Origin of the sequence: Sphingomonas aerolata (genome assembly GCF_023935825.1) — a bacterium.
GTDB classification, from domain to species: Bacteria; Pseudomonadota; Alphaproteobacteria; order Sphingomonadales; family Sphingomonadaceae; genus Sphingomonas; species Sphingomonas aerolata.
This window is the reverse complement of the sequence record NZ_CP098762.1, coordinates 2,542,347-2,560,794: the sequence shown is the minus strand read 5'-3', so window position 1 is coordinate 2,560,794 and position 18,448 is coordinate 2,542,347. Positions and strand designations below refer to the sequence as shown.

Sequence of the window (18,448 nt, the reverse complement as noted above, 5' to 3'; positions counted from 1 at the left end):
GTACCCCCACCTCAAGGCCCGCCGGAAACGGCGGGCCTTTTTTTATGCGCGCGTTCGGGGATGGAGAGGCGGGTTCGTGCTTGCGGGCGTGGATCGCATGGTCTAGCGAAACCGCCGCTGCCCGGGGCTTGAAGCCTGCAGGGCGGTCGTGCGGGTGTGGTGGAATTGGTAGACGCGCTGGACTCAAAATCCTGTTCCGAAAGGAGTGCCGGTTCGACCCCGGCCACCCGCACCACCTTTACTGTTTAAGAGCCCGGGCGACCGAAACCAGTCGGCCCGGCTCTACGGCTACGAAGCCGGAAAAATCTGAACATCGTCGAAGCGAAGCCCCGCACGAGCGCCACGCTCAGGCAAGGGACCGCTCGTGTCGATCTCGACCGCAATGTCGTCGACACGCGCCTCGACGCGCCACGTACCACCCCGCTTGTGCACGGCGCCGACGACGATCGGGAGCGCACCGGGAGCGTCATCCCCCAATAGCGCCTCGTGCGGGCGGAAATGCAGTTCGGCCGGTCCGTTGGCGAGCGCCTTCGGAGAAACGTCGAGCGCCTGTCCGTGATGCAGGACGCGGCCATCGGCGACCGTCACCGGGATGCGGTTGGTCTCGCCGACGAATTCGGAGACGAACGGCGTGGCGGGCATGTCATAGACTTCGCGCGGGGTCCCGATCTGTTCGATGACACCGCGGTTCATGATGACGACGCGGTCGGCAAGCTCGAGCGCCTCCTCCTGATCATGCGTGACGAACACCGAGGTCAGGCCAAGCCGGTCGTGGAGCTCGCGCAGCCAGCGGCGCAGGTCCTTGCGGACCTTGGCATCGAGCGCGCCAAAGGGTTCGTCGAGCAGCAGCAGGCGGGGCTCGACCGCGAGCGCCCGCGCCAGTGCGACACGCTGGCGCTGACCGCCCGAGAGTTGTGCTGGATAGCGATGGCCCAGATCGGGCAGCTGGATCAGGTCGAGCAGCTCGGCGACACGCGCGCGGATGTCTGCCTTGGCCGGACGATCGCGGCGTGCACGCACGGTCAGGCCGAACGCGATGTTGTCGGCGACCGTCATGTGACGGAACAGCGCGTAGTTCTGGAACACGAAGCCGATCTGGCGTTCGGCCGCAGGCGTCCCCGTCATGTCGGCACCGTCGAACAGGACATGGCCGCTATCGGGGAAGTCGAGCCCTGCGATCATGCGGAGCAGCGTCGTCTTGCCCGAGCCGGAGGGCCCCAGCAGCGCGAGGAACTCGCCGGGACGCGCTTCGAGGCTGACGTCGTTCAGCGCGGCGAACTGGCCGAACCGTTTGGATACGGCGTCGATGACGATACTCAATGCGCACTCCTTGCCTGATGATAGCCGAACCGCCATTCGAGCAGGCTCTTCAACACGAGCGTGACGAGCGCGAGCGACGCGAGCAGCGATGCCACCGCAAACGCGCCGACGAAGTCATATTCGTTGTACAGGATCTCGACGTGGAGCGGCATGGTGTTGGTCAGGCCGCGGATATGGCCCGACACCACCGACACCGCGCCGAACTCCCCCATCGCGCGTGCGTTGCAGAGCAGCACGCCGTAGAGCAGGCCCCAGCGGATATTGGGCAGGGTGACGTGCCAAAAGGTCTGCCACCCCGACGCACCGAGCGACACCGCGGCTTCCTCGTCGTCGCGGCCCTGCTCGGCCATCAGCGGGATGATCTCGCGCGCGACGAACGGGAAGGTGACGAACACGGTGGCGAGGACGATGCCGGGCACCGCGAAGATGACCTTCCAGTTGTGCGCGATCAGCCACGGCCCGAACCAGCCCTGTGCGCCGAACATCAGCACGAAGATGAGGCCGGCGACGACGGGCGACACCGAGAAGGGCAGGTCGATGAGCGAGATGAGCAGGCTCTTGCCGCGGAAGTCGAACTTGGTGATTGCCCAGGACGCGACAACGCCGAACACGCAGTTGAGCGGCACCGAAATCGCCGCGACCAGCAGGGTGAGCCGGATCGCCGCACGCGCATCGGGCTGGCCGATCGCGTCGACGAACATCGGCCAGCCCTTGGCAAAGGCCTGAACGAACACGACGACGAGCGGCAGTGCGAGGAAGAGCGCGAGGAAGAGGAGACCGACGCCGATCAGGATCCGCCGGGCGACGGGGCTTTCGCTTGAGGCGGCGCGGGTCATTTCGCGCTCCGCTTCGCACGCCACGCCTGGAGCAGATTGACCAGCAGCAGCATCGAGAAGGAGGCGACCAGCATGACGCACGCGATCGCGGTCGCGCCGGGATAGTCGAACTGCTCGAGCTGGGTGACGATCAGCAACGGGGCGATCTCCGACTTGTACGGCATGTTGCCCGCGATGAAGATGACCGAGCCATATTCCCCGACGCCGCGCGCAAAGGCGAGCGCGAAGCCGGTCAGGAGCGCGGGTGCGATGGCGGGCAGGATCACCCGGCTGAACGTCTGCCACCGGGTTGCCCCGAGCGTCGCTGCGGCTTCCTCGACATCGGCGCCGAGATCGGCGAGGACGGGCTGGACCGAGCGCACGATGAACGGCAGGCCGATGAAGATGAGCGCGACGACGACGCCGAGCGGGGTGTAGGCGACGCGGATGCCGAGCGGTGCCAGCAGCGACCCGATCCAGCCGTTTTCGGCATAGAGCGACACCAGCGCGATGCCCGCGACCGCGGTCGGCAACGCAAAGGGCAGGTCGACTGCGGCGTCGACGAACTTCTTGCCCGGAAACTCATAGCGCGCGAGGATCCAGGCGATCAGCAGGCCGAACACCGCGTTGACCGACGCGGCCAGCAGCGCGGTACCGAAGCTGAGCTTGTAGGCGGACAGCGCGCGCGCCGAGAGCCCGACCGCGACGAACCCGTCCCAGCCAAGCCCCGCCGCGCGCAGGAAGATCGTCGACAGCGGGATGAGCACGATCAGGCATAGCCAGACGATCGTCAGCCCCATCGTCAGCCCGAACCCGGGAATGACCGACCGTCGCGCGCGGCGAGCGCGGCCGGGCCTGGCGCCGAGGCGCGCGACGTCAGCCACCGACGAGGATCCGAACGATCGCATTCCCGATCAGCGCTTCGGACCCGAATAGATCCGGTCGAACACGCCGCCGTCTGCAAAGAAGCGGGCCTGCGCAACCTTCCATCCACCGAAATCGCGAATGGTGCGCATCTCGATCTTCGGGAACAACGTCGCATAGCGCGCCAGCACCGCAGGATCGCGGGGGCGATAATAGTTCTTGGCGACGATGTCCTGGCCCTCGGGCGTGTAGAGGAACCGGAGATAGGCCTCAGCGACCTTCTCGGTACCGTGCGCCTTGGCATTGGCGTCGACGACCGCGACCGATGGCTCGGCGAGCACCGAGATCGACGGCACGACGATGTCGAACTTGCCGCTGCCGAGTTCCTTTTCGGACAGGAACGCCTCGTTCTCCCAGGCGATCAGCACGTCGCCGAGCCCGCGCTCGACGAAGGTGGTGGTGGCGCCGCGTGCGCCCGAATCGAGGACCGGGACATGGCCGTAGAGCTGCGAGACATAGGCCTGCGCGGCGGCGTCGGATCCGCCTCCAGCCTTCTTCCCATAGGCCCAGGCCGCGAGGAAGTTCCAGCGTGCGCCGCCGCTGGTCTTGGGGTTGGGCGTGATCACCTGGACGCCGGGTTTGATCAGATCGCTCCAGTCGCGAATCTGCTTGGGATTGCCCTTGCGGACCAGGAACACGATCGTCGACGTATAGGGCGCGCTGTTGTCGGGCAGCCGCGTTTCCCAATTGGCCGGCAGCAGCTTCGCACGCTCGGCAATCGCATCGACGTCATAGGCGAGCGCCAGCGTGACGACGTCGGCGCCCAGGCCGTCGATCACCGCGCGCGACTGCTTGCCCGATCCGCCATGGCTCATGTTGAACCGCACCGTCTGGCCGGTGTCCTGCTTCCACTTGGCGGCGAACGCGGTGTTCACCGCCTTGTAGAGTTCGCGGGTCGGATCGTAGCTGACGTTGAGCAACTCGACCGATCCGTCCTTGCCCGTGCTCGAGGGCGACGAGCAGCCCGCGACGATCGCAGCAAGCGCCAGGCCGATATGCGTGCGGTTCAGTCTCATCCAGTCCCTCCGGTTCGCGTAATCCCTATCGCGTCGGTAGTGGTGGGGAATAGCCGCAAAGCTTGGCCATGCCAAAGCCTGGGTATCCGGCAGGTGTCACATCTGCAGCGGATCGGCATAGCCGGTGAGCTCGAGATAGCCGCTGCCGCCCGCCGTGCGGACCGCACCTTCCCAATAGACGGGCATGCCGCTGCGCCGCGCGTCGAGCTCCTGATCGGCGAACAGCGGATCGAGGCGGAAGCGGCGGACCCCTTCGGGAAGGCGGACGGTGAGGCGTTGCGTCACGGGGTAGAGCGCCCCGGTGCGCGGCGAACGCCACTGGCGGAGCGGATCGAACCGGACGTCGGCGGGCGCGAACCGGACGACGCGCCCATCCGCGCGGCGCAGCGATCCGCCCGCCCAGAGCGGCTTGCCGTCGCGGCCACGTATGCGGAACGCCATCAGCGCTCCCCCGTCGTCGAGATTGAGCCCGGTCCAGTCCCAGCCTACCGCGCCGCCGCCCAAATAGTCCGAGGACCATTCCCGGTCGAGCCATGCCTGTCCGGTGACGCGTTGCGGTGTGCCGTGCCGCACCAGCAGCCCCGCCACCGCGAGGTGCGGGATCGAGTAATAATAGCTCGCCTGTTCGGGCTTCGGGCCCTTCTGGCTGTAACCGGCCTTGCCCTGCAGCAGGGGCGGCTGGCGCGGTGTCAGCGTCAACGTCAGCGCGAAATCGCCGGTGGTAACGGTGGTCGTGAACCGGCCGTCGGGTCGCCTGCGGATATGCCAGTCCTTGAGTGTGACGTCGGTATCGCCGATGCGTGCCTGGGCCAGGCCGAACCCCGTCCGTGCCGCGCGCTCCCCGTGCAGCAGATGGCCGAGTTTGGGGTCGGAGATGGCCGCATGCGCGAACAGGATCTGCTTGGGGGCAAAGCGGCTGGGGTTCGCCGCGTCGGTGCCCGGGGTGGTCCGGAAGAAGGTGATCTGGAAGCCGAGGTTGCGACCCTCCTGCGTCTTCAGCAGACCGGTGACATACCACCATTCGGTGCGGAAGGCCGGATGCGCGCCGTGTTCGCGCGGGAAGGTGAAGGAGGCGCCGGGACGGACGACGGGATAGCCGGTCGCGGCCGGCGTCGCGGCGGTCAGCGCCAGCGCTGCAAACGTAAACACGGGGCGCATCACCAGTCCTCCCTGACCATGCGGACCGCATCGGCGGCGATCGCGCGCCGGCCGGCAAGCACCGCGGTACCCGCCGCCGCAACGATCAGCGCAAGTGCTACTCCGCCGACGCTACCCCAGGGGATGCGCGTCGCCATCGTCCAGTTGAACGACTGCGGATTGATCACATGGACGAGCACCTGTGCCATCACCCCGCCGAGCGTGATCCCGGCGATGCCACCGACGAGACCGAGCAACGCCCCCTCGGTCGCCAGCATCGCGACGATCTGCCGCTTTGCGACGCCGATATGCCGGAGCATCCCGAATTCGCGCGTGCGGGCGATCGTCTGCGCGGACATGGTCGCGGCGACGCCCGCCAGCCCGACGAGGATCGCGACCCCCTCGAGCAGATAGGTGACGGCGAAACTGCGATCGAAGAGTTCGAGGGCATAGCGGCGCAGGGTGGCCGGGCGCGCGATCGAGACGAGGCCGGCGAGCGCCGGGGGCGCCGCCGCGGTCAGCGCGCGCTCGACGGTGCGGGGATCCGCGCCGCGGGCGAGCGTGATCGCCGCCTCGGCCCGCGTGCGGTCGCCGGTGGCGCGCGTATAGTCGGTGTCGCGGACGATGATCGCGCCTTGCTGGCGGGCATAGTCGCGCCAGATCCCCGCGACGACGTACCGGCCGGCGATCGGCAGCGTGACGCTGTCGCCGACCGACCAGCCGTAGAGCCGCGCGGCGGGCTCCGAGATCCACATCGGCGCGGTGCCGGCGGGGCGGGCGCGTCCGCTTTCGAGCAGCACGAGGCTGGGGTCGGGGCCATCGGTCACAACCGGGCGCGCGATCAACGAGACGGGCGGCCGGTCCGGCGCGAGCGTCAGCGGGATCTGCCGGCTATACGCGATCGCTGTGATGCCGGGCACTGTGCGCAACCGAGCCTGCGCCGCGGGATCGAGCCCGGTGCCACCCTCGACCCGAAGATAGAGATCGTCCGAGAGGACCTGACCCAGCCATTCGTCGACCGCGCCGCGAAAGCTGGTGACCATCACCGCCATCGCGATCATCAGCGCGGTGCTCGCGACGATTCCGCACAGCGCGGTGGCGGCCTGGGCGGGGGCACCGTGGAGGTGGCGGATCGCGAGGTCGACGGGGACGGACCGCCCGGCACCGCGGCTGATCGGTGCGAGCAGCGTGCGCGCGAGCCAGGGCATGCCGGCGATGCCGCCTGCCAGGATCAGCGCCATGCTCGCAAACCCGAACAGCGGCAGGCCGCCGATCGCCGGGAGCAGCGCCGCGCCACCGCCGAGCAGCATCAGGATGGCGGCGGGGCGGACGGGCATGGGGGTCCGGGGGTCGATGACGTCGCCGGCGTTGCGCAGCGCCGCGGCGGGGGCGGCACGCGCCGCGATCCGCGCCGGCAGGACGCTGCCCGCGACCGCTGCCAGCAGGCCGAGCGCGAAGAAGCCGACCGCGGCGGCGGGCGCGAAGGCCAGCCGGACGCGGCCATCGGCGAAATAGCCTGCGCCGAGGTCCGCGCCGAACCGGGCGAGCGCGGCATAGGCCAGCGCATAGCCGAGCAGCAGCCCGAGCGCGGCGCCGATCACGCCGATCGCCAGCCCCTCCAGCGCGACGGTCGCGACGATCCCGTTGCGCGGCAGGCCGAGCGTGCGGACGAGTGCAAAGGCCCGCAACCGGCGGGCCACTGACAGGGACTGCGCGGAAAAGACGAGGAACCCGCCGGTCAGCAATGCGACCAGCGCGAGCATGTCGAGATTGACGCGGTACGCGCGTGACAGGGCGTCGCTGCGGGTCGCATCACTCTCGTCGCTGCCGATCGTCGCATCGCGCGGGAGGATGGTGGCGAGGCGTGGAGGGGCGGCGCCGTCCCGCTGTTTCACGTCGATCCGGTCGAGGCGGCCGAGCCGGTCGAAGCGCCACTGCGCCGCGGCGATGTCGATCACGCCGATCGCCTCGCCCTCGGCTACTCCCGGCAACCGGCCTGCGACGCGCATCGTCGCGGTGCGCCCGTTCGCGGTGACGACGAGCATCGCGCCGGGACGGGCATTCACGGTGCGCATCGCCGCGGCGGACAGATAGAGCGCGGCGTCGTCGAACGCCGCGTCGCCACGGCGGTCGATGCCGGCGGGGGCGACGCCCACAAGTGACGGCGTGACCTGTGCCGCGCGGATCACGTCGAGGCCGAGCAGGGTGACGGGCCGTTTCCCGATCGTCGCGCGCAGGATAACGACCGGGCTCGCGTCCGCGACTCCGGCCGCGGTCGCGACTCTGGGATAGAGCGCCTCGTCGAAGCCGAGCGGGCTGGTCGCGTTGACCTGAAGATCCGCGCTGCCCTTGACGGTGCGCAATGCGCCTTCGAACGACGACAGCGCCGATCCGTTGACGAGGTGGACCGCGAAGCCGAGTGCGACACCGATGGCGATCGCGATCGCGGTGAGGGCGAGCCGCGCGGGATGCGCGCGCCACTCGCCACCGATCATCCAGCCCAGCGCGAGCCGCGCCGACAGGATGCTCATCGCGCGCGTTCCAGCCCGTTTGCGGTCAGCGTCAGAACATCGTCGGCGATCGCGGCGGCCGCCGCCGAATGGGTGACGATGATCGCGGCGACGCCCTGTTCGCGAACCGCGTCGGAAAACAGCGTCAGGATCTTCGCAGCGGTGTCGGGGTCGAGATTGCCCGTCGGCTCGTCGGCGAGGATCAGCGCGGGACGATGGATGAGCGCGCGCGCGATCGCGACGCGCTGCAGCTCGCCGCCCGACAGGTCGCGCGCATAGCCGTCGCCGCGGGTGCCGAGCCCGACCCGGGCGAGCATCGCCTGCGCCTGGTCGGCGATCACGCGACGGTCGGTCGACACGAGCGCGAGCGGAAGCGCGACGTTCTGGCGAAGGGTCAGATAGGGCAGGACGTGAAAGGCCTGGAACACGAACCCGATCCGCGTCGCGCGCAACCGCGTCAGCGCGGCCTCGTCGAGCGTGTCGAGGATCGTGTCCTCGATCGCGACATGCCCTGCATCGGGCGCATCGAGCCCGGCGAGGATGTTGAGCAGCGTCGATTTGCCGACGCCACTTTCGCCGACGATCGCGATCAGCTGGCCGGCGCGCGCGGTGAGGTCGAGCCCGCGGAAGAGCTGGCGGCCGCCGGGGACCGACTTTTCGAGCGCGGTGACGCGGAGCAGGGCGCGGTCTTGCATGGGCGGCTCATGCCACGGCGCGGGGCCGGGGGACAGCGTGGCGGTGTTGCTATGGGTTGTCTTGGGGGCTGGTTTTTGTGGGGGTGTGGCTGCGAAGGGGTGAGCTTTGGGTTGGCCGATGCCGCGTGCTCCCGCGGCGCCCTTAATAGCGCCTCCCCGGCGGAGGCCGGGGTCCAGTTGGAGAGGTGGGAGTAACGAAAGGCGACGCCTGCCATAACCGTCCCCCAACTGGGCCCCGGCCTTCGCCGGGGAGGTGTCTTTGGGTAGGCATGCGCGTCTTTACTGGGCGTTGGAACAGACCAGCGCCGCGGCGAAGCCGCGGCGTCGGACGGGGCTTTTGGCCCCGCCGGCCGGGCCTGACGCTGGTCCGCGCCGGAGCTTGCGCTCCGGCTTGGGCGTCAGGCCGCGAACTGGTTCATCGTGTTGTGGACGCCGCCGGCCTTCAGCGCCGCCTCACCCGCGAAATACTCCTTGTGGTCGTCGCCCAGGTCCGAGCCCGACATGTTCTGGTGCTTCACGCAGGCGATGCCCTCGCGGATTTCCTTGCGCTGGACGCCCTTTACATAGCCGAGCATCCCTGCATCGCCGAAATACTCCTTGGCGAGATTGTCGGTTGAGAGCGCCGCGGTGTGATAGGTCGGCAGCGTGATCAGGTGATGGAAGATGCCGGCGCGCTTTGCCGAATCCGCCTGGAAGGTGCGGATGCGTTCGTCAGCCTCGTCGCCGAGCGGCGTGCCGTCATACTCGACACTCATCAGGCGCGTCCGGTCATAGGCCGACACGTCGCGGCCGGCTTCGCTCCACGCATCAAACACCTGCTGGCGGAAGTTCAGCGTCCAGTTGAAGCTGGGCGAGTTGTTGTAGACGAGCTTTGCATTGGGCACGACCTTGCGGATGCGGTCGACCATGCCGGCAATCTGTTCGATGTGCGGCTTCTCGGTCTCGATCCAGAGCAGGTCGGCGCCCTTCTGCAGGCTCGCAATGCAGTCCATCACACAGCGATCCTCGCCGCTGCCGGCGCGGAACTGGAACAGGTTCGAGGGCAGGCGCTTCGGGCGGAGCAGCTTGCCGTCGCGGTTGAGGATGACGTCGCCATTCTGCGCGGTCGCGGGGTCGATCTCCTCGCAATCCAGATACGAGTTGTACTGGTCACCGAGATCGCCGGGCGTCTTGCTGACCGCGATCTGCTTGGTGAGGCCAGCGCCGAGCGAGTCGGTGCGCGTGACGATGATGCCGTCCTCAACGCCGAGCTCGAGGAAGGCGTAACGGCAGGCACGGACCTTGGCGAGAAAGTCCTCGTGCGGGACGGTGACCTTGCCGTCCTGATGGCCGCACTGCTTCTCGTCGCTGACCTGGTTCTCGATCTGGAGTGCGCAGGCCCCCGCCTCGATCATCTTGCGCGCGAGCAGGTATGTCGCCTCGGCATTGCCGAAGCCTGCGTCGATATCGGCGATGACGGGGACGACGTGAGTCTGGTGGTTCTCGATCGCGTTGAGCAGGCGCTTTTCCTCGATCGCGTTGCCCGCTTCGCGCGCAGTATCGACGTCGCGGAACAGCATGCCGAGCTCGCGCGCATCGGCCTGACGCAGGAAGGTGTAGAGCTCTTCGATCAGCGCGGGGACGCTCGTCTTCTCGTGCATCGACTGGTCGGGAAGGGGCCCGAATTCGCTCCGGAGCGCGGCAACCATCCAGCCTGAGAGATAGAGGTAACGGCGGTCGGTGGTGCCGAAATGCTTCTTGATGCTGATCATCTTCTGCTGCGCGATGAATCCGTGCCAGCAGCCGAGCGACTGGGTGTAGTTCGCCGGGTCGGCGTCATAGGCGGCCATGTCGCGACGCATGATCCCCGCGGTGTAGCGGGCGATATCGAGACCCGAGCGGAAGCGGTTCTGTGCGCGCATCCGGGCGACCGATTCGGCGGAAATTCCGTCCCAGGTGCCGTTCCGCGCGGCGATCAGCTGGTCGATCTGGGTAAGGTCGGTCTGGAAGGTCATGCTGCATCCTCGTTCCGCATTTGATGACGGATCGGTACACAACATGACAACGAATCGCCCGGGTCGAACCGATGGCTACAGCGTCGCGCTGTCAAACTCCTGCGTCCGGCTGAGTCTCGTTGTCACGTTTGTGACAGCGCGCTGTTATGCCGTGGCGGCCTGCGCGGTGCCGGCGTCGTGTAGTGCCGGATCGAGCAGACCCTGCCGCTTGGCGACGATCGTCGGGACAAGCGCCTGCCCGGCAACGTTGACCGCGGTGCGGCCCATGTCGAGGATCGGGTCAATCGCGAGCAGCAGGCCTGCGCCCTCGAGCGGGAGGCCGAGCGTCGACAGCGTGAGCGTCAGCATGACGACCGCGCCAGTTAGCCCTGCGGTGGCGGACGACCCGAGCACGGACACGAGCACGATCAGCACATAGTCGGCGGCATGCAGCGGGATACCGTAATATTGCGCGACGAAGATCGCCGAGACCGCGGGGTAGATCGCGGCGCACCCGTCCATCTTGGTCGTGGCGGCGAGCGGTACGGCGAAGGCTGCATAGGTGCGGGGGACGCCGAGGCCGCGTTCGACGACATCCTCGGTCACCGGCAGCGCGGCGATCGACGAGCGCGACACGAAGCCGAGCTGGATTGCGGGCCAGGCAGCGGCGAAGAACCGCCGCGGGCTGAGCCCGTTGGCAAGCAGGAGCAATGGATAGACCACGAAAAGGACAATCGCGAGTCCGGCATAGACCGCGATGCTGAACGCGCCGAGCGCCGAGAGCGACTGCCAGCCATAGCGCACGATCGCGTTGCCGAGCAGCGCGCCCGTACCGATCGGCGTCAACCGTATCACCCAGCGCAGGATGCGGCGGAAAAGCGCGAGCGCCGATGCGTTGAAGGCGAGGAACGGCGCGCCCGCATCACCGATCCGGACCGCGGCGATTCCGATCGTGATCGCGATGACGATGATTTGCAGGACGTTAAACGACAGCGCGGTCCGCGCAGTCTCGTCGGTCAGCTTGGTCGACGCCTCGAGCCCGAGAATATTGGCAGGGACGAGCCCGCGCAGGAAGTCGAGCCACGACCCGGCGGTCGTCGGCGCGACCGCGCTGGCGGCACTGACCCCCGCGGTCACGCCGGGCTGGATCACCAGCGCAAGGACGATGCCGATCGACACCGCGATCAGCGCGGTGATTGCGAACCAGGCGAGCGTGCTGATGACCAGCCGCCGCGCATTGTCGAGATCGCGCAGCGCGGCGATCGACGCGATGATCGCGGTGAAGACGAGCGGGACGACAAGAGTTTTCAGCAACTGAACGAAGATCTCGCCGACGATGCGCAGCGTTTCCGCGAGGCCAGATCCCGCGCCGGTCCCGCGCGCGACGAAGCCGAGCGCGAGCCCGGCGATCATCCCGATCAGAACCTGTAATCCGAACGATCGCCGTAATGTCTGCATGGCCGCTGTCCCGTATGAACCGAACGAAATACAGCTTCTGCATGGTGCGGTGCAACGAAGACGCTGTCCTTGCCGGGATAGCCGAGCTTGTCGGTCGCGCGGCGCGCCAATCAGCGGATGATCGGGAATTCCTCGCGAAACCGGTCGACGAGCGTCTCGATCCGGTCGATGTCCTCAGCGCTGCCCGAGGGCGTGACCGACCAGTTGCAATGCGCGTGCGTGTCGGTCGAATAGACCCGGACCTCGCCGACCGCCATGCGCCAGCGACGCCGGTCGCCGAGATGGTCGCGGGTCAGCACGGTCACGAGCCGATCGCGCAATTCGCTGGCGGTCAGCATCGGGGTCCGAAACGGGTCATTGGGCAGGGCAGGTGGAGCAGCATGGGGCCGGCGATACCGCGCCCGTCGCGATGTGGCACCCCCCAAAGGGCGATCAGGTCGGATCGCTTTCCTCGGAAATCGAAACGACCGGCAGCGGGGCGCCCCCGCCAAGGACCGGGCCGGCATGTGCCGAACCGATATGAATGCGGACACCCGACGCCAGATGCACGCGTGGTGTTGCGGCGGAGGACTCAGATGGTGCCGACATCGCAGTCTCCACCCCCGGCATGGTCCGGCCGCGATGGACGGTGACGCCGGATCCCGCCGTACCGGGTTCGGTAGAGGTGGACGGGGACGCGGCGAGGATCGTATCGGGCGCCGCAACGCGGGTCGGTTCGACGCCCGCATAGGTCTGGCGGAAGCTCAGCGCGCGCTCCATCGCGCCGCGCCAGCGATAGAAGATATGCGCACCGACTGCGCCGACCCGGCTGAGGCTTGGCGCCCACCAGGGCAGGATCGAAGCGGCGTGGTAGGAGGTCGAGGCGCCGACCGGCGCGAAGACGCTGCCGTCGAACGCGGCGCGCGCGACCGATGCGGCCCTTGCCCAGGCGGCACCGTCGCGGGGGTGGTTCATCGAGCCGTCGCAGGTGAAGCTGAACTGGCAGCCGGTGCGCCGGGTCGACCCCTGATAGACGACGCCGCAGACGCTGTGCGGAAAGGCGCGATCGCGCACGCGGTTGAGCACGACCTGTGCGACGGCGCGCTGGCCATCGGTCGGTTCGGAGCGTGCCTCGTAATAGACCGCGGCGGTCAGGCAGGCGATTGCGCGCTGGCGGTCGTCGTCACTTTGCGCGGCGCCGGGAAAAGCGGGCGCGGCGGCGAGGGTGCGCGGGGGGTCGTCGGTGGAGGCGGCAGAGCCGGCAAAGGCGCGGTCGAGTGGTTCGGCGGGCGCCTCGAGCGCGAGCCCGGCGAGCAGGCTGCGCGCTTCTGCTGCGTCGCGGACCGGGACGCCGGCCGTCGGTGCAGCCACGCGCGTCGACGGGGGAACGCACGAGGTACTGGCGGCGATCGCGGCGAAACCGAGCACTGTTCTCTTGAGCATGGGGTAGATCGCGCGTCGTGACAGGAAGCCTGCGCGTACCACCCGGATGTTAGATAGTGGTTAAGCCCCCGGCGTGGCGCCGACGAGGCTCAGCCCGACCGCCTCGGCGACCTTGATGCCGTCGACGCCCGCAGAGAGGATGCCGCCGGCATAGCCCGCGCCCTCCCCGGCGGGGAACAGGCCGATCGTGTTCAGGCTCTGAAAATCGTCGCCGCGCGTGATCCGGACGGGGGACGAGGTACGCGTCTCGACCCCGGTGAGGACCGCATCGGGGTGGTCATAGCCGGGAATGTCGCGACCAAATACCGGCAGCGCCTCGCGCATCGCGGTGACCGCGAACTCGGGAAGGCATTCGGCGAGGTCGGTGAGGTGGACGCCGGGGCGGTAGGACGGGATGACCGTGCCGAGCGCGCTCGACGGGCGGCCGGCGAGGAAATCGCCGAGGCGCTGCGCGGGGGCCTTATAATCGGATCCGCCGGCGACATAGGCGCGCGATTCCCAGTGGCGCTGCAATTCGATGCCCGCCAGTGGATTGCCGGGATAGTCACGCGCAGGATCAATGCCGACGACGAGTCCCGAATTGGCGTTGCGCTCGTTGCGCGAATATTGGCTCATCCCGTTGGTGGCGACGCGGCCTTCCTCGGACGTCGCCGCGACGACGGTACCGCCCGGGCACATGCAGAAGCTGTAGACGGTGCGCCCGTTCGTGCAGTGATGCGACAGGCTGTACGCGGCGGCGCCGAGATCGGGGTGGCCGGCACAGGGGCCGAACCGCGCCTCGTCGATCCAGGATTGCGGATGTTCGATGCGCACGCCGATCGAGAAGGGCTTCGCCTCCAGGAATACGCCGCGATCGTGCAGCATGTGGAAGGTGTCGCGCGCGCTGTGCCCCACCGCGAGCACGACATGATCCGCCTCGAGATAGTCGCCGGTATGCAGGTGCAGCCCGCGGATGCGCCGTGTGCCGTCCGCATCGACCGCGATGTCGAGATCGTCGACGCGGTGTTCGAAGCGATATTCGCCGCCGAGCGACTCGATCGTCGCGCGCATCGCCTCGACCATCGTCACCAGCCGGAACGTGCCGATATGCGGATGCGCCTCGGTCAGGATCTCGGGGGGAGCGCCGGCCTTGACGAACTCGGTGATGACCTTGCGGCCGAGATGGCGCGGATCCTTGATCTGGCTCCACAGCTTGCCGTCGGAGAAGGTGCCCGCGCCCCCCTCACCGAACTGGACGTTGGATTCTGGGTTGAGGACGCTGCGGCGCCACAGGCCCCAGGTGTCCTTGGTGCGTTCGCGGACCAGCTTGCCGCGGTCGAGGATGATCGGGCGGAACCCCATCTGTGCGAGGATGAGGCCGGCGAACAGGCCGCACGGCCCTGTTCCCACGACGACCGGGCGACGCGCGCCCGGCGTCTCGGGTGCCTTGGCGACGTGGCGGTAGCCGGTATCGGGGGTCGTGTTGACGTGGCGGTCCTTGCGGAACCGCGCGAGGATCGTCGCCTCGTTCTTCGCGGTGACGTCGATCGAATAGACGAGCTGGATGTCCATCTTGTCGCGCGCGTCATGCGCGCGCCGCGCGACGGTGTAGCGGATCAATTCGCGGGGGGTGATGCGCAGCCGCTTGCAGACCGCGGCTGGGATCGCTTCGTCGGCATGGTTGAGCGGAAGCTTGAGTTCGGTGATGCGGAGCATGGGGCCCTGTAACGCGGGCCGCGGGGTTTCGCCATGAGCTGTAGTACCGAAGCGCAGACCGGGCGGGCCTTGCCCTGGGACGGCCCGGACTGCACGATATCGGCATCCGGCAACTAGGGAGCTAGCCGATCAACAGCGCCGTCGTCATCGCCGCGATGCTTGCCTATGGCACCGCGTTGTTCGGGATCGCCTGGGTCGTCGATCGGCGCGGGCTTTCGCCGCGCATGGCGCGGATCGCCTATCCCTTGTCGCTGGCCGTCTATTGCAGCAGCTGGACGTTCTTCGGCGGCGTCGGCACCGCGGCGACGCGCGGCTGGGATTATCTGTCGATCTACCTCGGCCCGGCGCTGGTGTTCCTGCTCGCGCCGGGATTCCTGACCAAGCTCGTCCGGCTGGCGCGCGATGAAGGGTCGAGCTCGATCGCCGACTTCATCTCGGCGCGTTATGGTCGCAGCCGGAGTACCGCGGCGATCGTCGCGGGGACCGCGCTGGTCGCGTCGATCCCCTATATCGCGCTGCAGCTGCGCTCGGTGACGCTCAGCTTCGGCGCGCTGGTCGGGATCGGTGGATCGGTGCTGGTCGGGCCGCTCGTCGCGCTGCTGCTGGCGACGTTCGCGATCAGCTTCGGCGCGCGACGCTATGAAGTGGCGGGGGGCAATACCGGCGTGGTCGCGGCGATCGCGGCGGAATCGCTGATCAAGCTGCTCTGCTTCGTGGCGCTTGGCGGATTCGCGCTGACGCTGCTTGCGACGATGCCGGCCGCGCGGATCGCGCCGCCGCTGACCGGCTTCGTCGAGGGTTTCGCGCCCGGCGCACTGACCCCCGATTTCTTCGTCCGTACGCTATTATCCGCCTGCGCGATCCTGTGCCTGCCGCGTCAATTCTATGTCGGGATCCTCGAAGCGAGCGGCCCGGCGGCGGTGCGGCGCGCGCGCTGGCCGTTCATCGCCTATCTCGCGGTGATCTCGGTGATGGTCCTGCCGCTCGTGCTCGCGGGGCTGGCGGTGCTGCCAGCCGATACGCGACCCGACCTCTATGTGCTGGCGGTCCCGCTGGCGCGCGACAATGATCCGATGGCGCTGCTCGCGTTCATCGGCGGGTTTTCCGCCGCGACCGCGATGGTCGTCGCCGAGACGATCGCGCTGTCGACGATGGCGACCAACGACCTGCTGGCCCCATTGCTGCTGCGGCGGCAGACCGATGGCGGGGAGGGCGATCTGGGGAGGCGGCTGCTGCGTGTCCGGCGCGTGATCATCGCCGCGATCGTCGCCGCGGCTTTGTGGTACGGCACGAGTATCGGCGACGAGCTGTCGCTCGCATCGATCGGGCTGATCGCGTTCGCCGGCGTCGCGCAGTTCGCGCCCGCGCTGATCGCCACCGTCGGCTGGGGCTTTGCCGATACCCGGGCGGCGCGCGGCGGCTTGATCGGCGGCGTCGTCGTCTGGGCCTATTGCCTGTTGATGCCCTCGGTATTGGGTGGCTTCGGCGCCAGTCTTGCGAAAGCGAGCGGCGGACTGCTCGACCCCGATGCGCTGATGCGGGTCGCGCTCGGATCGCCGCTGGTCAACGGCACGGTCTGGAGCCTGGGCGTGAATATCGCGCTGATGGCGGTGCTGCACCTGTACGCGGCGCGGCGGCGGGTCTTCGGGGGGCGGCACAGCGTGCTGGATCACGTCACGACCTTTGGCGAGCTGAAGATCCTGGTCGCGCGATTCGTCGGCGATGCCGAAGCCGCAGAGGGGCTGGACCCGCTGTCACGCGATGCGGGCGCGCCGATCGACGGACGCGCCGCCCGTCAGGCGGAAAGGCTGATCGCGGGGGTGATCGGCGCACCCTCGGCGCGGCTGATCGTGACGTCGAGCCTGGCGGGATCGGCGATGGAGGTCGGCGACGTCGTCCGGCTGCTCGACCAGCGGGGGCGCAGCCTGCGCTTCTCACGGTCGCTGCTGTCGGCAACGCTCGAGACGATCGACCCGGGCGTCAGCGTGATCGACGCCAACCTGCGGCTCGTTGCGTGGAATCCGCGCTATGTCGAGATGTTCGACTATCCCGAAGACTATGTGATCGCCGGACGGCCGATCGCCGATCTGATCCGCTACAATGCCGAGCGCGGCGAATGCGGCCCGGGCGGCGTCGAAGCGCATGTGTCGCGCAGGCTCGCACATCTCGAACGCGGCCTTCCGCACAGTTTCGAGCGGCTTCGACCGTCGGGGCGGTGGATCAAGACAGTGGGTCAGGCCATGCCGGGCGGCGGCTATGTCCAGAGCTTCACCGACATCACCGCGGAGAAGACCGCGCAGGCGGAATTGGAGGCCCGGGTCGAGGCGCGGACGCATGATCTGGCCCAAACGAACACGATGCTCGACGAGGCGCGGCGGCATGCCGAGACCGCGACGCGCGACAAGACCCGGTTCCTTGCCGCGGCAAGCCATGACCTGCTCCAGCCGCTTCATGCCGCCCGGTTGTTCTGCGCGGCGCTCGACGAGGGCAAGGCGCCGCACCAGGCCGACCTGGTCCGCGCGATCGATGGCGCGATCGGGTCGGCGGATACGCTGCTGCGGGCCTTGCTCGACGTGTCGCGGCTTGACGCGGGCGGGGTCGTGCCGAAGATCGAGCAGTTCGTGCTCGGGGACCTGATCGAGGAACTGGCTGCCGAGTTCCGGCCGCTTGCCGGCGAACGCGCGTTGATCCTCGCCTCGCACCCGGGGACGCACATCGTCGCCACCGACCGGTCGCTGCTGCGCTCGATCCTGCAGAACTTCCTGTCGAATGCGGTGCGTTATACCCCGTCGGGGCGGATCTGGATCGGCGCGCGGCGGCGCGGCGGTGACGTCCTGGTCGAGGTGCGGGACAGCGGGCCGGGAATTGCGGCGGGTGACCGTGAACGGATCTTTGCCGAGTTCGAGCGGGTGGAGAGCAAGGGCAGCGCGGGCGGCGGTGTCGGGCTGGGGCTGGCGATCGTCCAGCGGATCGCGCAACTGCTCGACCTGCGGATCGAATTGCGGTCGCAGCCGGGTGCGGGGTCGACCTTCGCCGTTCGCGTTCCGCTGGCGGCGCATGCGACGCTGCCCGATCGTGCCAGGACGGCCCCGGTCCTGCGCGACCTGCCGCCGGGGCTGCGCGTCCTGTGCCTCGACAATGATGCCGCCATTCTCGCGGCGCTCGACGCCGCGCTCCGGTCGCGGCGCTGCGTCCCGCTGCTGGCGGCGACGATCGAGGAGGCGATGACGCTGGCGGCGGACGAGGAGCCCGACGTCGCACTGATCGATTTCCATCTCGAGGTGGCGCAGGACGGACTGGACGTTGCCGAACGATTGTCGGCGATGGCGCCGGCGCCCGCGATCGCGCTGGTGACCGCGGACCGCAGCGCGGCGGACGATCCGCGCTGTGCCGGGATCACCGTCCTGACCAAGCCGGTGGTGCCAGGCGAGCTATGGGCATTCCTCGAACAGGCATCGGCGGCCGCGGCTGCGGTTTGAGGTG

Annotated in this window: 13 protein-coding genes and 1 tRNA gene; 2 read left to right on the top strand and 12 right to left on the bottom strand. The window is 68.5% G+C overall.

The features are described 5' to 3' along the window. Nucleotides 1-150 precede the first annotated feature (150 nt). A tRNA-Leu gene (locus NEF64_RS11630) sits at nucleotides 151-235 on the top strand. Between the two features lie 53 nt (nucleotides 236-288). On the opposite strand, the gene NEF64_RS11625 is transcribed toward NEF64_RS11630, so the two are convergent. From NEF64_RS11625 to NEF64_RS11570, 12 genes are all read right to left on the bottom strand, one after another. After that, nucleotides 289-1,320: a sulfate/molybdate ABC transporter ATP-binding protein gene (locus NEF64_RS11625; RefSeq protein WP_056407738.1), complete on the bottom strand. Its 1,032-nt coding sequence runs from the start codon at nucleotides 1,318-1,320 to the stop codon at nucleotides 289-291. Then, nucleotides 1,317-2,156: a sulfate ABC transporter permease subunit CysW gene (gene cysW / locus NEF64_RS11620; RefSeq protein WP_031395573.1), complete on the bottom strand. Its 840-nt coding sequence runs from the start codon at nucleotides 2,154-2,156 to the stop codon at nucleotides 1,317-1,319. The genes NEF64_RS11625 and cysW overlap by 4 nt, the downstream gene beginning before the upstream one ends. Continuing rightward, nucleotides 2,153-3,019: a sulfate ABC transporter permease subunit CysT gene (cysT, locus tag NEF64_RS11615; protein WP_056408686.1), complete on the bottom strand. Its 867-nt coding sequence runs from the start codon at nucleotides 3,017-3,019 to the stop codon at nucleotides 2,153-2,155. Before cysT ends, cysW begins: the two co-directional genes overlap by 4 nt. 30 nt (nucleotides 3,020-3,049) lie before the next feature. Beyond that, nucleotides 3,050-4,075 carry a sulfate ABC transporter substrate-binding protein gene (locus tag NEF64_RS11610; RefSeq protein ID WP_056407742.1) on the bottom strand — a complete coding sequence of 342 codons (1,026 nt, stop codon included), beginning with the start codon at nucleotides 4,073-4,075 and terminating at the stop codon, nucleotides 3,050-3,052. 96 nt (nucleotides 4,076-4,171) lie between these two features. Beyond that, the gene (locus NEF64_RS11605; protein ID WP_056407744.1) at nucleotides 4,172-5,233 is read right to left on the bottom strand and encodes a lipocalin-like domain-containing protein; all 1,062 of its coding nucleotides are present in this window, start codon (nucleotides 5,231-5,233) and stop codon (nucleotides 4,172-4,174) included. Continuing rightward, on the bottom strand, nucleotides 5,233-7,743 hold the full coding sequence (locus NEF64_RS11600) for an FtsX-like permease family protein (protein WP_252573762.1): 2,511 nt from the start codon (nucleotides 7,741-7,743) through the stop codon (nucleotides 5,233-5,235). Before NEF64_RS11600 ends, NEF64_RS11605 begins: the two co-directional genes overlap by 1 nt. After that, the gene (locus NEF64_RS11595) at nucleotides 7,740-8,417 is read right to left on the bottom strand and encodes an ABC transporter ATP-binding protein (RefSeq protein WP_056407747.1); all 678 of its coding nucleotides are present in this window, start codon (nucleotides 8,415-8,417) and stop codon (nucleotides 7,740-7,742) included. The genes NEF64_RS11600 and NEF64_RS11595 overlap by 4 nt, the downstream gene beginning before the upstream one ends. A gap of 398 nt (nucleotides 8,418-8,815) precedes the next feature. Beyond that, complete coding sequence (locus NEF64_RS11590) at nucleotides 8,816-10,411, bottom strand: isocitrate lyase (protein ID WP_031395893.1); 1,596 nt, start codon at nucleotides 10,409-10,411, stop codon at nucleotides 8,816-8,818. A gap of 144 nt (nucleotides 10,412-10,555) precedes the next feature. Next, complete coding sequence (locus NEF64_RS11585) at nucleotides 10,556-11,848, bottom strand: dicarboxylate/amino acid:cation symporter (protein WP_056407749.1); 1,293 nt, start codon at nucleotides 11,846-11,848, stop codon at nucleotides 10,556-10,558. A 110-nt stretch (nucleotides 11,849-11,958) separates the two neighbouring features. Beyond that, nucleotides 11,959-12,186: a hypothetical protein gene (locus NEF64_RS11580; RefSeq protein WP_051916613.1), complete on the bottom strand. Its 228-nt coding sequence runs from the start codon at nucleotides 12,184-12,186 to the stop codon at nucleotides 11,959-11,961. Nucleotides 12,187-12,280: 94 nt separating this feature from the next. Further along, nucleotides 12,281-13,270, bottom strand: a complete 990-nt coding sequence (locus NEF64_RS11575; protein WP_056407751.1) for a cell wall hydrolase — start codon at nucleotides 13,268-13,270, stop codon at nucleotides 12,281-12,283. 60 nt (nucleotides 13,271-13,330) lie between these two features. Beyond that, nucleotides 13,331-14,965, bottom strand: coding sequence for an NAD(P)/FAD-dependent oxidoreductase (locus NEF64_RS11570; RefSeq protein ID WP_056407753.1), 1,635 nt, complete (start codon nucleotides 14,963-14,965; stop codon nucleotides 13,331-13,333). A gap of 155 nt (nucleotides 14,966-15,120) precedes the next feature. Here NEF64_RS11570 and NEF64_RS11565 point away from each other — a divergent pair, with 155 nt between their 5' ends. Continuing rightward, nucleotides 15,121-18,444 carry a hybrid sensor histidine kinase/response regulator gene (locus tag NEF64_RS11565; protein WP_056407755.1) on the top strand — a complete coding sequence of 1,108 codons (3,324 nt, stop codon included), beginning with the start codon at nucleotides 15,121-15,123 and terminating at the stop codon, nucleotides 18,442-18,444. Nucleotides 18,445-18,448: the final 4 nt, after the last annotated feature.